This window comes from Pseudomonas oryzihabitans, from assembly GCF_014522265.1.
Classification (GTDB): domain Bacteria; phylum Pseudomonadota; class Gammaproteobacteria; order Pseudomonadales; family Pseudomonadaceae; genus Chryseomonas; species Chryseomonas aestiva.
In genome coordinates this window covers 3,815,215-3,829,323 of sequence record NZ_CP017024.1, presented here as the reverse complement: position 1 = coordinate 3,829,323, position 14,109 = coordinate 3,815,215, and the positions used below count along the sequence as shown (strand labels likewise).

The 14,109-nt window shown below is 66.8% G+C and carries 11 protein-coding genes and 2 pseudogenes; 7 read left to right on the top strand and 6 right to left on the bottom strand.

The features are described 5' to 3' along the window. Positions 1-61: 61 nt before the first annotated feature. From BGI51_RS17810 to BGI51_RS17795, 5 genes and pseudogenes are all read right to left on the bottom strand, one after another. On the bottom strand, positions 62-2,065 hold the full coding sequence (locus BGI51_RS17810) for an alpha-1,4-glucan--maltose-1-phosphate maltosyltransferase (protein ID WP_187979185.1): 2,004 nt from the start codon (positions 2,063-2,065) through the stop codon (positions 62-64). A 456-nt stretch (positions 2,066-2,521) separates the two neighbouring features. After that, positions 2,522-3,352: an ammonia-dependent NAD(+) synthetase gene (nadE, locus tag BGI51_RS17805; protein WP_187979184.1), complete on the bottom strand. Its 831-nt coding sequence runs from the start codon at positions 3,350-3,352 to the stop codon at positions 2,522-2,524. Beyond that, positions 3,349-3,858 (bottom strand): CinA family protein, encoded by a 510-nt coding sequence (locus BGI51_RS23590; RefSeq protein ID WP_252977308.1) that lies wholly within the window; start codon positions 3,856-3,858, stop codon positions 3,349-3,351. The genes nadE and BGI51_RS23590 overlap by 4 nt, the downstream gene beginning before the upstream one ends. Before the next feature lie 165 nt (positions 3,859-4,023). Further along, positions 4,024-4,506 (bottom strand): annotated as a pseudogene (locus BGI51_RS23585) (nucleotidyltransferase family protein); the annotation flags it as partial. 2 nt (positions 4,507-4,508) lie between these two features. Then, positions 4,509-5,498, bottom strand: coding sequence for an XdhC family protein (locus tag BGI51_RS17795; protein WP_187979182.1), 990 nt, complete (start codon positions 5,496-5,498; stop codon positions 4,509-4,511). Positions 5,499-5,640: 142 nt separating this feature from the next. Between BGI51_RS17795 and BGI51_RS17790 the strand changes: the two genes are divergently transcribed. From BGI51_RS17790 to BGI51_RS17765, 6 genes are all read left to right on the top strand, one after another. Continuing rightward, on the top strand, positions 5,641-6,516 hold the full coding sequence (locus BGI51_RS17790; RefSeq protein ID WP_187979181.1) for a Ku protein: 876 nt from the start codon (positions 5,641-5,643) through the stop codon (positions 6,514-6,516). Positions 6,517-6,527: 11 nt separating this feature from the next. Next, complete coding sequence (gene ligD / locus BGI51_RS17785) at positions 6,528-9,092, top strand: DNA ligase D (protein ID WP_187979180.1); 2,565 nt, start codon at positions 6,528-6,530, stop codon at positions 9,090-9,092. 117 nt (positions 9,093-9,209) lie between these two features. After that, positions 9,210-10,220 carry an acyl-CoA dehydrogenase gene (locus BGI51_RS17780; protein ID WP_405046470.1) on the top strand — a complete coding sequence of 337 codons (1,011 nt, stop codon included), beginning with the start codon at positions 9,210-9,212 and terminating at the stop codon, positions 10,218-10,220. Continuing rightward, positions 10,208-10,969 (top strand): PIG-L deacetylase family protein, encoded by a 762-nt coding sequence (locus BGI51_RS17775; RefSeq protein ID WP_252977114.1) that lies wholly within the window; start codon positions 10,208-10,210, stop codon positions 10,967-10,969. Before BGI51_RS17780 ends, BGI51_RS17775 begins: the two co-directional genes overlap by 13 nt. Positions 10,970-10,977: 8 nt before the next feature. Then, complete coding sequence (locus BGI51_RS17770) at positions 10,978-11,565, top strand: class I SAM-dependent methyltransferase (protein ID WP_405046424.1); 588 nt, start codon at positions 10,978-10,980, stop codon at positions 11,563-11,565. Beyond that, positions 11,562-12,218 (top strand): glycosyltransferase, encoded by a 657-nt coding sequence (locus BGI51_RS17765; protein WP_133861813.1) that lies wholly within the window; start codon positions 11,562-11,564, stop codon positions 12,216-12,218. The genes BGI51_RS17770 and BGI51_RS17765 overlap by 4 nt, the downstream gene beginning before the upstream one ends. Before the next feature lie 3 nt (positions 12,219-12,221). On the opposite strand, the pseudogene BGI51_RS17760 reads toward BGI51_RS17765, so the two are convergent. Beyond that, positions 12,222-13,012 (bottom strand): annotated as a pseudogene (locus BGI51_RS17760) (AraC family transcriptional regulator). Positions 13,013-13,091: 79 nt separating this feature from the next. On the opposite strand from BGI51_RS17760, the gene BGI51_RS17755 reads away from it, so the two are divergent. Further along, complete coding sequence (locus tag BGI51_RS17755; RefSeq protein ID WP_187979178.1) at positions 13,092-14,102, top strand: bile acid:sodium symporter family protein; 1,011 nt, start codon at positions 13,092-13,094, stop codon at positions 14,100-14,102. The last annotated feature ends 7 nt before the right edge of the window (positions 14,103-14,109 follow it).

Below are 14,109 nucleotides of genomic sequence, written 5' to 3'. Positions count from 1 at the left end.
AGCCGCCAGACACTCGGGGAGCTGTCCCCGAGCGGCCTGACGTGCTCCGCCCGAGGTATCGCTAGTGGCCCGCCTGGATGCGCCAGATGCCGAAGGGCATCGACGGCTCCAGCCGTGTCCATTGAGTCTTGCCGTGCCAGGCCCAGCGGTGTCCGGTCATCAGGTCTTCGCCGTAGGTGGTGGCGTGATCGTCGAGGCCCAGCTCCCACAGCGGCAATTCGAAATGGCCCTCCTGGGCATTGAAGGGATCCAGGTTGATCGCCACCAGGATGAAGTTGCCCAGATCGTCGGTGCGCTTGCCGAAGTAGAGGATCTGATCGTTCCAGCAGGTGTAGACCTTCAGCCCCAGATGGGTTTGCAGCGCGGGGTTCTGCCGGCGGATACGGTTGAGCTGGGCGATCTCGCCCATGATGTTGCCCGGCGCATAGAAGTCGCGCGGCCGCAGCTCGTATTTCTCCGAATCCAGGTACTCCTCCTTGCCCGGCGTGAGCGGCGCGCCCTCGCAGAGCTCGAAGCCTGCGTACATGCCCCAGAGGCCGGAGCCCATGGTGGCCAGTGCCGCGCGGATCAGGAAACCGGGGCGGCCACTGGTCTGCAGGAAGGCCGGGTTGATGTCCGGCGTGTTGACGAAGAAATTCGGCCGGTAGCAGTCGCGCAGGGGCGCTTCGTTGAGCTCGGTGAAATACTCGGTCAGCTCGGCCTTGGTGTTACGCCAGGTGAAGTAGGTGTAGCTCTGGCTGTAGCCCACCTTGCCCAGGCGCGCCATCATCGCCGGCTTGGTGAAGGCCTCGGCGAGGAACATGACGTCGGCGTCGCGGCCGCGGATATCGGCGATCAGCCACTCCCAGAAGGGCAGCGGCTTGGTGTGGGGGTTGTCGACGCGGAAGATCTTCACGCCCTGCTCCACCCAGTGCCAGACCACATCACGCAACGCCAGCCACAGATCCGGCACGGCGTCCTGGGCATAGAAGTCGACGTTGACGATGTCCTGGTACTTCTTCGGCGGATTCTCCGCGTAGCGCATGGACCCGTCCGGACGCCAGGAGAACCAGCCCGGATGCTCCTTGAGCCACGGATGGTCGGGCGAGCACTGGATGGCGAAGTCCAGGGCGATCTCCAGGCCGTGGTCGGCGGCCGCCGCAACCAGGGCGCGGAAGTCGTCCAGGGTACCCAGCTCGGGATGCACGGCATCGTGACCGCCGTCCGGGCTGCCGATGGCATAGGGGCTGCCCGGCTGATCGGCGCCGGCACCCAGGGTGTTGTTCTTGCCCTTTCGATGGGCCAGGCCGATCGGGTGGATCGGCGGGAAGTACAGCACATCGAAGCCCATGTCGCGCACGCGCGGCAATTCGCCGATCACGTTGCGGAAGGTGCCATGGCGATGGGGATCATCGGTGATGGAACGGGGAAAGAGTTCGTACCAGCTGGCGAATTCGGCGCGCAGGCGCTCAATGTCCAGCGGATATTCGATGCTGTGGGTCAGGTGGGCATAGGCGTCCACCGGGGTCATGGCCTGGCTCGCCTCGCCCGCCAGCAGCACGGCGACCTTGTCACCTTCGCTACCGGCCTGGTCCAGGCGCTGCAGCAGAGCCTCGAGCGGGCCGCGCTGCTCGCCTTCGGCGCGGGACAGCGCCTGCTCGACGTGGAGACGGCCTTCCTGCAATTCCAAGTTCAGCCCGACGCCCGCGGCGTACTTCTTCTCGATCTCGTAGCGGTAGGTGCCCCAGACATCCCACCAGGCCTGGACCACGAATTCATAGCGGCCCACGGCTGGCGGCGTGAAGCGTCCACGCCAGAGGTCATTGGTCTCGAGCGTCAGCGGGGTCTGTTGCCAGTTCTCTTCGCCCTCCTGACGCCAGAGCACACTGGCAGCCAGCTTGTCGTGGCCATCGGCGAAGATCTTGGCGGTCACTTCGACCACCCGCCCGGCGATGCCCTTGGCGGGAAACTGGCCATTGTCCACGGCCGGCGTGACCGCCTCTATGGCGATGCGCGGGGTCTGGGCAGCGGTAGCGGGATCAAGGGAAAGGGTGGAAAAAGAACCGGGGAGATCGGTGTTCGACATCGAGCCTGACTCCATCTTGGGACGCGTGAAAGGCCGCAACGCGCTAGCGCTGCGACCTTGGTCATGAACCCGCTACTGCTTGGCTTACCGCCAAAGAGGCCCGGCTGGCCGAACCCCTGAAGGGAGTCGGTAACCCGCAGCGACGTCCATGAGGACGCCGCTCCAGACAGCCGCGACTCTACTGCAACCGGAAGCACTCACGCGGGTGTGTCTGAAAGAGTCTGAGCACCGACGGCGCGCAAAAGTTCAGCCAAATCTCAATGACCGGCAGGCGCAGAAAATCAGTAAAAATCCTGAAATATCATCCGCTTAGGTCAAATATATGAATCGATATCTAACCCAACACCGAACGCCCTGGAGTTAGTCGAATAGCAGCGCAGCACACACCGGGATGGCAATCGTACTAGGGCTACTATTCGGGAAATCACCTAAATAAGTACTCGCAACCCTATGATTTCAATGGAAAGGCGTATAGGGCAGATCGCGCTTGTGGGCGCTACGCCGGTAGGTATTGAGAATGATCTCCAGGGTCGCCGGGCTTACTGCCTTGCCTTCCAGGAAATCGTCGATCTCGGCATAGGTGATGCCGAAGGCATCTTCATCGGCCTTGCCAGGCGACAGGGATTCCAGATCGGCGGTCGGCACCTTGTGCACCAATTCGTTCGGTGCGCCTAGCCACTCGGCCACCGCCCTAACCCGCCGCTTGTTGAGCCCGTGCAGAGGAGTCAGGTCACAGGCGCCATCGCCGAACTTGGTATAGAAGCCCATCAGCGCTTCCGCCGCATGATCGGTGCCTATCACCAGGCCCCGACGTGCGCCGGCTACGGCGTACTGGGCGATCATGCGCTGGCGCGCCTTGATGTTGCCCAGGGTAAAGTCTTCATGGAGTTCGTCATCGAAGGCCACCCGGGCTTCGCGCACCGAGGCGAGCATCGCGTCGCTGGCGGGCTTGATATTGACGGTATGGGTCTCGTCGGGCTGGATGAATTGCAGGGCGCGCTGGGCATCCGCCTCATCGCGCTGCACGCCATAGGGCAGCCGCATGGCGATGAATCTCAGGCGGGCATTGCCACTTTCCTCGCGCGCCCGTTCCACCGCCAGTTGGGCGAGTCGACCCGCGGTGGAGGAATCCACGCCGCCACTGATGCCCAGCACATAGCTCTCCTGGCGGCTGCCGAGCAGATAGTCCTTGAGGAACTGGATACGACGCTCCGCTTCCGCGGCCGGATCGAAATATTCGGGTACCTGCAGGGCCTGGATGATGTCGCGCTGAAGGGCTTCGGTCATCGGGCGTTCTCCTCTGATTCGCGTTCGAGACGTTGATGATAGGGCACCACCGCGCCGAGGCTATGACGGGCCGCCGCCAGTTGCACGGCCTCGCGATCGCCGGGGAAGTGCCGGGTTTCGGAATAAAGCACGATGTCATCGCCAACCCGGTAGCCCCAGGCGAAGCAGACGGTTCCCTGGGGAATGCCGTCCGCTCCGCCGGGCCCGGCCAGCCCGGTATTGGCGATGGCCACCTGAGCCGGACTGTCACGCAGCGCACCGGCGGCCATCTCCCGCGCCACTTCCTCGCTGGTGAGGTTATGACGCTCGATGGTCTCCGGCCTGACGCCCAGGAGACGCCGCTTGGCTTCGGGGGAATAGACGACGTAACCCGATTCGATGCAGCCGCCGCTGCCGGGTATCTCCGACAGCAGCCCCACGACCTTGCCGGCCGTGCAGGATTCGGCCGTGGTGAGTTGCAATTCGCGGGTCTTGAGATAGTCCAGCATGGACTCGATGGTGTTCATGAGTGCGTGTCCCCAAAAGCGGTGCTCCTCCCTTGGAAGAGCGGCGAATTGGGGAAGTTCTGGGGCTACCTGCCCGGTATTTTCCAGATCGGCGGGCGTATCGATGTCGTGGTGGATACCGGCGTCCGCGACCTCCCGCTCTAGCACGGAACCCTCGCGCAGGAGCCGTTTCGCTCCCTCGTCCCCCTCGAGTTCGCCCAGCGCAGCGGCAAAATTCCGACCAAAGAGCACGGGATGGCCACGCCTGCCCTGGCAGGTCGGGATGACGATGCGCGCGGGATGATGGAGGTCCAGCAACTGCTGGGCCGTCGCGGGCTGTACGAAGGGCATATCGCCCAGGGTTACCAGCCAACCGGACGCACCGGACGTCGTGCGCACCGCGGCGGCCAGGCTGTCGCCCATGCCGGTGGTGGGCAGGCTCAGCACTGCCAGGCCTTCCTGTTGCGCCAGCTCGGCGCGCCAGGGAGCGCTGTCCGAAACCACTGCCAGGCACGGTAGACCCAGGCCTCGCCACAGTCGAAAGGTCGCCTGCAACACCGTCAGCTCGGCCGGTCCGGGCAAGGCGGCCTGCAGCTTGTCGCCACCGCCGGCGGCGCGGAAGCGACTCCCGGCACCCGCCGCGAGGATCAGCACCTGAACCGGGGCCATCCCTAGGCGACCTGCTCCACCGCCACCAGGGCGCGCTTCTTCTGGGTCAGAGCGATGCCGTTCTTGACGGCGACCACCTCTGCCAGCAGCGACAGGGCGATTTCCGGTGGGGTGTGACTGCCGATATGCAGGCCGATGGGGCCATGCAGGCGATTGATCGCTGCGACCGGCAGGTCCAGCTGCAGCAGCCGCTCCCGCCGCCGGTCATTGTTGCGCAGTGAGCCCAGGGCGCCGACGTAGAAGGCGTCGGACTGCAGCGCCGTCAGCAGGGCGAGGTCATCCAGGCGCGGATCGTGGGTCAGGGCTACCACCGCGGTGCGTTCGTCCGGGCGGATCGACAGCACGGCATCGTCCGGCATGCCGGAGATGAAACGCGCCTGGCGCGTCTCCCAGCCCTGACGGAATTCCTCGCGGGGATCGCAGACCAGCACCTCGAAATCGAGCATGGCCGCCATGTCGGCGACATAGAGCGACAGCTGACCGGCACCGATCAGCAGCAGGCGCCAACGCGGTCCATGGACCAGGCGCAGCCGCTGCTCGTCCAGGGTGACCGGCGCATCGTGGGTGGTGCTGGAGATCCGCACCACGCCGGTCGCCAGGTCCAGCTCACGCAAGGCCAGTTCGTGGCCGTCGCAGCATTGCAGCAACTGCTCGACCCAGCGCCAGTCACCGACCTGCTCCTGGACCAGACGCAGGGTACCGCCACAGGGCAGCCCGAAACGCGCGGCTTCGTCGCCGGAGACGCCGTAGGTGATGATCTCCGGGCGCTTCCCGGCGAACTGGCCGGCGTGCAGTCGGGCGATCAGATCGTCCTCGATGCAGCCACCGGACACGGAGCCACAGACCTGGCCATCGTCGCGCAGGGCCAGCATGGCGCCCGGCGGCCGGGGCGAACTGCCCCAGGTCTGGACCACGGTGAACAGGCTGACGCCCTGTCCCTCCCGTCGCCAGGCCAGGGTCTTGCGCAAAACTTCCTGATCGACACTGTCCACGCCCTGCTCCTCTCTACCCTGCACCTGCGACGGCAAAAACGTCGTTCCGGGGGTAGAACCCAACAGCGGAGCGGGGTTCCCCAGGGCGGAACCCGATGGATCGCCGGCCTATCCATAGGGGACACCCAAGAGGAGAACGCCCATGCCCCGCTCGATCTGGAAAGGCGCCGTCAGCTTCGGCCTGGTGCACATCCCCGTTTCGGTCGTCTCGGCGACCCGGCAATCGGGCATCGACTTCGACTGGCTGGACGAACGCAGTCTCGATCCGGTGGGCTACAAGCGGATCAACAAGACCACCGGCAAGGAGGTGCCCAGCGAACACATCGTCAAGGGCGTCGAACATGGCAAGGGCAAGTACGTGGTGCTCAGCGAGGACGAGATCCACAACGCGCTGCCCGAGGCCACTCGCACCATCGACATCCTCACCTTCGTCGAGGCGCGGGAGATCTCCATCCTGCACTTCGAGAAGCCCTACTACCTGGCGCCGGACAAGAACGGCGAAAAGGTCTATGCCCTGCTCCGCGACACCCTGAGCGCCGCCGGCAAGGTGGGCGTGGCCAACCTGGTGATGCATTCCAAGCAGCACCTGGCGGTGATCATGCCGCTGGGCGATGCGCTGGTGCTCAACACCCTGCGCTGGGCCGACGAGGTCCGCTCCGCGGAAGACGTCGGGCTCGAAGGGCTGGACGCCAAGGTCACCAAGAAGGAAGTGGACATGGCCCAGCGGCTGGTGGACGAGATGACCGAGCAATGGGATCCGCAGCAGTACCACGACACCTTCAAGGACAACGTCATGGCCCTGGTCGAACGCAAGCTCAAGGACGGCAAGCTGGAAGCCGTCGCCGAGGAGTCCGAAACCGAGGACAGCGGTGCCGACGTCATCGACCTCACCGAATTGCTGCGCCGCAGCCTGGGCGGCAAGCAGGACAAGGCCAAGGAGGCGCCCAAGCCCAAGGGTACCGGTCGTTCGACCAGCCGCCGTAGCCCTGCCGCCAGCCGTACCCGCAAGGCCAAGTGAGGACCGCCGCCATGGCCAGCCCGTCCAGCGAATACAACCGCAAGCGCAACTTCGACATCACCGCCGAGCCGCGGGACGAGGACAGTCCGCGCCGGCGCAAGGCCAGGGGTGCCCTGGGTTTCGTCATCCAGAAGCACGATGCCCGTCGCCTGCACTATGACTTCCGTCTGGAGCTGGACGGCACCCTGAAGAGCTGGGCGGTGCCCAAGGGTCCCAGCCTGGATCCCGGTGAAAAACGTCTGGCGGTACAGGTGGAAGATCATCCGCTCGCCTACGGCAGCTTCGAAGGCAGCATTCCCGAAGGCCAGTACGGCGCGGGCGATGTCATCGTCTGGGACCGCGGCGAGTGGCAGGCGGAGGGCGATGCGGCCGAAGCCTATGCCGCTGGCAAGCTCAAGTTCGAACTCCGCGGCGAAAAGCTCCGCGGCCACTGGACCCTGGTACGCACCCGGCTGCAGGGCCATGGCGACAAGCCGCAGTGGTTGCTGATCAAGGAACGCGACGCTGAAGCCCGCGACAGTGCCGACTACGAGGTGACCGCGGCCGAACCCGACAGCGTGCTGAGCGACAAGACCCTGCCGCGGCTGGCGCAGCCCAAGGCCAAGTCCAAGGGCAAAACCGCCAGCCAACCGAAGGCAGCCAAGGCGCCGGCGCGCCAGGCCAAGGCACGCAAGGCCAAGCTGCCCGACACCCTGGAGGCGCAACTGGCAACCCTGGTCGACAGCCCGCCGGCCGGCGACTGGCTGTACGAGGTGAAATACGACGGCTATCGGCTGCTCGCCCATATCGAGGGTGGTGAGGTGCGCCTCTTCACCCGCAGCGGCAACGACTGGACCGAACGTCTGCCCGAGCAGGCCAGGGCCCTGGCGGCCCTTGGCCTGGAAAACGCCTGGCTGGACGGCGAGATCGTGGTCAACGATGCCCAGGGCATCTCCAGCTTTCAGGCGCTGCAGAATGCCTTCGAGACCGGCAAGGCGACCCGCATCGCCTATTACCTGTTCGACCTGCCCTATCTCAATGGCGCGGATCTGCGCGAGGTACCGGTCGAGCAGCGCCGCGAGCTGCTCGGCAAGCTGCTGGAGCAAGGTAACGACAGCGACCTGCTGCGCTTTTCCGCCGCCTTCGAGGTACCGGCCGATCGCATCCTGGCCAGCGCCTGCGAACTGGGCCTCGAAGGGGTGATCGGCAAGCGCCTGGGCAGTGCCTATCGCTCCCGGCGCAACAAGGACTGGATCAAGCTCAAGTGCGCCCATCGCCAGGAATTCGTCATCGTCGGCTACACCCCGCCCAAGGGCGGCCGCCAGCACCTGGGCGCGCTGCTGGTGGCGCTGCACGATGACCAGGGCCGGCTGCACTATGCCGGCAAGGTCGGCACCGGCTTTACCGCCGCCCTGCTCAAGCAGTTGCACGGCAGATTCCAGCCGCTGATCGTCGATCAGCCGCCGGTGGTGGATCCGCCGAGGGGCGCCGCCTACCGCGAGGTGACCTGGTTGCGGCCCGAGCAGCTGTGCGAGATTGCCTACGCCGAGCTGACCCAGGATCGCATCGTCCGTCAGGGCGTCTTCCATGGCCTGCGTGACGACAAGCCCGCCGAGGGCATCGGCCTCGAACAGGCCGCGCCGGCACGGGAAGCCGAAGGTCCCGACGCCCCGCCCCGGCGCAAACCCGGTGCCGGACAGCAGGAGGCTACCGTCGCCGGGGTGCGCATCAGCCACCCCGAGCGCGTCATTGACGAGGCCAGCGGCGCGCGCAAACTCGACGTGGCCGGCTATTACGCCGCCGTTGCCGACTGGATCCTGCCGCACCTGGCCGAGCGGCCCGTGGCCCTGGTCCGTACGCCCGAGGGTATCGCCGGCGAGCAGATTTTCCAGAAGCACAAACAGACCCTGGCGATCCCCCATATCCGCGAACTGGCGCCCGAGCTGGATCCGGGTCATGCACCGCTGATGGTCATCGACAGTCGCGAGGCTCTCATCGGCGCGGCCCAGATGGGTACGGTGGAACTCCATACCTGGAATGCCACCGCCGCCCGCATCGATCGCCCCGACCGCTTCATCCTCGATCTCGACCCCGATCCCGCCCTGCCCTGGTCGCGCATGGTGGAAGCGACGGAGCTGGTGCTGACCCTGCTCGACGAGCTGGACCTCCAGGCGTTCGTCAAGACCAGCGGCGGCCGCGGTCTGCACTTGGTGGTGCCCCTGGATCGGCGCCAGGATTGGGACACCGTCAAGGCCTTCGCCCAGGCGGCCGCCCAGCACCTGGCCAACACCCTGCCCAAGCTCTTCGCTGCCAAGATGGGCGCCCGGAATCGCCAGGGGAAGATCTTCGTCGACTACCTGCGCAATCGCCATGGCGCCACCACGGTGAGCGCCTTTTCCCTGCGCGCCCGTCCCCACCTCGGCGTTTCGGTGCCCGTGGCGCGCGACGAGCTGACCGACCTGCAGGGCAGCGACCAATGGCGCTTCGATTCGCTCCTGCAACGCCTCGAAGGGCTCAAGGACGATCCCTGGGCCGGGTATGCCGGGGTGCGCCAGAGCCTCACGGCCGCGCGGCGCAAACGACTGGGCGTGGCCTAGCGACACGCCTGCCGTCGGCCAGCATAGGGCCCAAGCGAAACCCCTTATCGCTCCCCGTGGTCTGCACTAACGAGCGCTGTCGTGGACAGCGCCGTCGCCAGCCACGGGATGGAGCCGATGTCGATCGATCTGGATAGCCTTCAGGACACCCTGGACGAGTGGGCCTATGACGAGGTCACTCCCGCACTGCTGCAACACCGACTCCAGATTCTCAATCAGCGCGGCCTCGACCGCCTGCCCTTGCCCGGCCAGGGTCAGACCCTGGATCGTTGGCGCGCTTTGGCCCAGGTAGCCCATCATGATCTGGGCCTGGTCAAGCTGTACGAGGGCCATACCGATGCCCTGGCCATCCTGAGCGAACTGGATGGCTACGTACCGCCTGAAAGCCTCTGGGGCGTCTGGGCTGCCGAGCCGCCGGACGCCCGCCTGCTGGTGCGCTACAGCGCCGACGGCATGGTCACCCTGCACGGCCGCAAGTCCTGGTGCTCCGGCGCCGCCCTGGTCAGCCATGCCCTGGTCACCGCCTGGATGGACGACCATCCGATGCTGGTGGCGGTGGAAATGAAGCAACCCGGCGTCGAGGTCACCCAGGACGGCTGGCGCGCCATCGGCATGCAGCACACGGGTAGCGTCGATGTGCTCTTCGATGGCGCCGCCGGCGTGCTGGTCGGGGCTCCCGGTCGGTACCTGCACCGTCCCGGCTTCTGGCATGGCGGCGGCGGCATCGCCGCCTGCTGGTATGGCTCCGCCACCGCCCTGGCCGACACCCTGCGCGCCCATTGCAAGCGTCATCGCGAACCCCATGCCCTCGCGCACCTGGGCCACGTGGACGCCGCCCTGCTCGGCGCCGTCACGGCCTTGCGCCAGGCCGCCCACTGGATTGACCTCAATCCCGAGGCGGACGCCCGCTATCCCGTCTGCCAGTTGCGGGCCCTGGTCGAGCAGTGCGCCGAAATCGTCATCCGCCATACCGGCCGCGCCTTCGGCGCCGCGCCGCTATGTCGTGACGCCTATTGCGCCCGCCACATGGCGGACCTTCCCGTCTACCTGCGCCAGAGTCACGCCGAACGTGATCTGGCGGTACTGGGTGACCTCAATCTGCTGGAGGGTGCCCCTTGGCAACTGTAGGCGATCGTCAGATTCAAGGACTCGGCACCCCGCCCGAGGCGTGGCTGCAGTGGGCAGGCTTTGGCGAGATGCCGGCCATCGAAGCCGCGCAACTGGTTCCGCCGGGACATCGCGCCGTGGTGGTCGCCCCTCACCCGGACGACGAAATCCTCGGTTGCGGCGGCCTGCTCTGCCTGCTGGGCGAACTGGGTCGCCGGTTGGCGCTGGTGGCGGTCACCGATGGCGATGGCAGCCATCCGCAGTCCACCCTCTGGCCCGCCAGCCGCCTGCGCAATACCCGCCCGCTGGAAACCCGCGAAGCCCTGCGCCGGCTGCGCCTGGAACGCGCCACCGTGACGCGCCTGGCGATCCCGGACGGTCAGGTCAGCGAGCAGGAAGACGCCCTGCAACAGCGCCTGCTGGAGTTCATCACTCCCGAGGACGTGGTCTTCGCCACCTGGCGGCTGGATGGCCATCCCGATCACGAGGCGACCGGGCGTGCGGCGGTGGAAGCCTGCCGTTTGCGCGGGGCTCGCTGCATCGAGGTGCCGGTCTGGACCTGGCACTGGGCCGCCCCCGGTGATCCGCGCGTGCCCTGGGACCGGGCGCGGCGCCTGGATCTGGAAGAAGATGTCCTCGCGCTGAAGAAGCGTGCGGTCAGCGCCTTTGGCAGTCAGCTGACCGAGGACGCCAGCACGGGACAGGGGCCGATCCTGCCGCCTGCGGTGGTTGCCCGTCTTACCCGTGCCTGGGAGGTCTATCTGACGTGACTGTCTCCATGAGCTATTTCGACTCGCTCTACGCCAACAGCGAAGACCCCTGGGACTACCGCCATCGCTGGTACGAGGCGCGCAAGCGCGATCTGACCCTGGCCGTGCTGCCGCATCGCCGCTACACGCACGGCTATGAGCCAGGCTGCTCCACCGGTGAACTGTCCCGGCGCCTGGCCGAACGCTGCGAACGGCTGCTGGTCAGCGACGGCAATGCCTCGGCGGTCGCCACTGCCAGCGAGCGCCTGGCCGACCAGCCCCACGTCGAGGTACGGCACGCGCTTTTGCCGGACGCCTGGCCCGCGGGCGCCTTCGATCTCATCGTCATCAGCGAGATCGGCTACTACCTCGGTGAGCGCGGCCTGGATGCCCTGCTGGATCGCGCCCACAGCGCCCTGTTGCCCGGCGGGGTGCTGCTCGGCTGCCACTGGCGCCACCCCATCGACGGCTGCGCCCTGACCGGCGACCAGGTCCACGCACGCATGGCCGCCCTGCCCGGCCTGCATCGCCTGAGCCAGCTCGAAGAAGCCGATTTCGTCCTCACCCTCTGGTCTTCCGATCCCACCTCCGTCGCCCGCCGGGAGCAGCTTCTATGATAGGTGCCGTGATACCCGCTCATAACGAAGAGCAACACGTCGAACGCTGTCTGCAATCGGTGCTGCGCGCCGCGCGGCATCCGGCCTTGCTGGGTGAGACCGTCGAGATCGTCATCGTGCTGGACAGCTGCACCGACGGCACCGCCGACATCGTTCGTCGCCTGCCGGTAACCGCACTGGAGGTCTGGGCCTGCAACGTCGGCCTGACCCGGGCGACCGGCGCGGCCCACCTGATCCAGCGGGGCGCGCGCTGGCTGGCCTGCACCGATGCCGACTCCGAGGTGGCGCCGGACTGGTTTGCCGCCCAACTCGCCTACGGCGCCGATGCCGTCTGCGGTGTGGTCGAGGTGGACGACTGGGCCCCGCATTCCCCCGGTCTGAGAGCGCGCTATGAGGCGGCCTATCACGATCGTGAAGGCCATCAGCACATCCACGGCGCCAACTTTGGCATCTCGGCGGCGGCCTACCTGCGCGCCGGGGGCTTTCCCTCCATGACCGTGGACGAGGACGTCACCCTGGTCACCGCGCTCAAGACCCAGGGCGCGCGTATCGCCTGGAGCAACAGCGTGCGGGTGCGCACCAGCTCACGGCTGGACTGCCGGGCTCGCGGCGGCTTCGGTGACTACCTGAGCCTGCTCGGCGCCACCGCCTGACGGTTAGACGCCCAGGGCGAAGGCCCCGGGCGTCACGCCGAACTGGCGGCGAAAGGCCGCGATGAAGGCCGATGGCGAGTTGTAGCCGCAATCCAGCGCCACCTCGGTCACCGCGGCGCCCTGCTCCAGGCGTTCAAGGGCGCTGATCAGCCGCAACCGCTGGCGCCAGGTCCTGAAGGTCAGCTCGGTATCCCGCAGGAAGGCGCGACTCAGGGTCTTTTCCGACGCCCCCAGCACCCCCGACCATTGCGCCAGGGTACGGTCGTCCGACGGATTGGCCGCCAGGGCCTCGCACAGCAGCCGCAGCCGGCCATCCTGGGGCGCCGGCAGCGACAACCCCACCTCGGGCGCCGCCTGCAGCTGATCGAGCATCACCGACACCAGCCTGCCCTCGGCGCCATCCTCGTCATATTCCCGGGCGAAGCCACTGAAGATCTTGATCAGCTCGCGGATCAAGGGGCTGACCGCCACCACGCGACAGCGCTCGCCGACATAGGGCGCTGCCTCGGCGCTCACATAGAGACTGCGCATCTCCGCCTGCGGCGAGGAACGCACCTGGTGCTCCACATCGGCGGCGATCCACACCGCCCGCTGCGGCGGCGCGACGTAGCTGCCCTCAGCGGTGGTCACCGTGAGCACCCCCGGATGGCATAGGACAGTTGCCCCCAGGGATGTCGGTGCCAGGGTGTCCAGGCCGGTTGCGCCAGGGACTCGACGCGGGCATAGAGCCGCCGGGGCAGGTGGGCGAGCGCGGGAACGGGACGTTCGACCGCAGACTGTCCGTTTGACGACATCATTGGGGCTTTTCGCGTTAGTCGGTTAGGTCAGGAGACGATAGCCTTGAGGCCATCCACAGACAACCCGAGAGAGACCATGGCTCGTCCCCGCCTGATGCCCGACAACTTCACCCTGCTGCTGGTTGCCACGGTAATCCTGGCCAGCGTGCTGCCCTGCCGGGGCCTCGCTGCCCAGGTCGCCAACGTGGTGACCAACATCGCCATCGGCCTGCTGTTCTTCCTGCATGGCGCCAAGCTGTCGCGCCAGGCGCTGGTGGCCGGCATCACCCACTGGCGGCTGCACCTGCTGGTGTTCGCCTTCACCTTCGTCAGCTTTCCGTTGCTTGGCTGGGCGCTGCAGCCGCTGCTGGCGCCCCTGGTGACACCGGAGCTCTATCTTGGCGTGCTGTTCATGTGCGCCCTGCCCGCCACCGTGCAGTCGTCCATCGCCTTCGTCTCCATGGCTCGCGGCAATGTCTCGGCGGCGGTCTGCAGTGCGTCGCTGTCCAGCCTGCTCGGCATCTTCCTCACCCCGCTCCTGGTACGGCTGCTGCTCGACGCCCATGGCGGCTCGGACGGCCAGAGCACCCTCGACGCCATCGTCAAGATATGCGTCCAGCTGCTGCTGCCCTTTGTTGCCGGCCAGCTGCTGCGCCCGGTGATCGGCCACTGGGTCGATCGCCACAAGGGCAAGCTCAAGTTCGTCGACCAGGGGTCCATCCTGCTGGTGGTCTACACCGCCTTCAGCGCCGCGGTGATCGAAGGCCTGTGGCGCGAGACACCGATCCTGTCGCTGGTGGGCCTGGTGTTCATCTGCGCCACCCTGCTGACCCTGGTGCTGCTGGCCACGCGCTACAGCGCGCGGCTGCTGGGCATGAGCAAGGAAGACGAGATCACCGTGGTCTTCTGCGGCTCCAAGAAGAGCCTGGCCACGGGGGTGCCCATGGCCAAGGTGCTGTTCGCCGGCAGCACCATGGGGCCGGTGCTGCTGCCCATCATGCTGTTCCACCAGATCCAGCTGATGGTCTGCGCGGTACTGGCCCAGCGCTACGCCAAGCGTGAGGCGGTAGTGCCTGTCACACCCGTGGTAGCGCCGCTACCCAAGTGATGCCCGC

What these genes read in the sequence shown, in the direction of transcription:
- BGI51_RS17765 (WP_133861813.1), top strand. Translation starts at nt 11,562, where the DNA reads ATGATAGGTGCCGTGATACCCGCTCATAACGAAGAGCAACACGTCGAA.
- nadE (WP_187979184.1), bottom strand. Translation starts at nt 3,352, where the DNA reads ATGACCGAAGCCCTTCAGCGCGACATCATCCAGGCCCTGCAGGTACCC.
- ligD (WP_187979180.1), top strand. Translation starts at nt 6,528, where the DNA reads ATGGCCAGCCCGTCCAGCGAATACAACCGCAAGCGCAACTTCGACATC.
- BGI51_RS17755 (WP_187979178.1), top strand. Translation starts at nt 13,092, where the DNA reads ATGGCTCGTCCCCGCCTGATGCCCGACAACTTCACCCTGCTGCTGGTT.
- BGI51_RS17770 (WP_405046424.1), top strand. Translation starts at nt 10,978, where the DNA reads ATGAGCTATTTCGACTCGCTCTACGCCAACAGCGAAGACCCCTGGGAC.
- BGI51_RS17790 (WP_187979181.1), top strand. Translation starts at nt 5,641, where the DNA reads ATGCCCCGCTCGATCTGGAAAGGCGCCGTCAGCTTCGGCCTGGTGCAC.
- BGI51_RS17780 (WP_405046470.1), top strand. Translation starts at nt 9,210, where the DNA reads ATGTCGATCGATCTGGATAGCCTTCAGGACACCCTGGACGAGTGGGCC.
- BGI51_RS17810 (WP_187979185.1), bottom strand. Translation starts at nt 2,065, where the DNA reads ATGTCGAACACCGATCTCCCCGGTTCTTTTTCCACCCTTTCCCTTGAT.
- BGI51_RS23590 (WP_252977308.1), bottom strand. Translation starts at nt 3,858, where the DNA reads ATGAACACCATCGAGTCCATGCTGGACTATCTCAAGACCCGCGAATTG.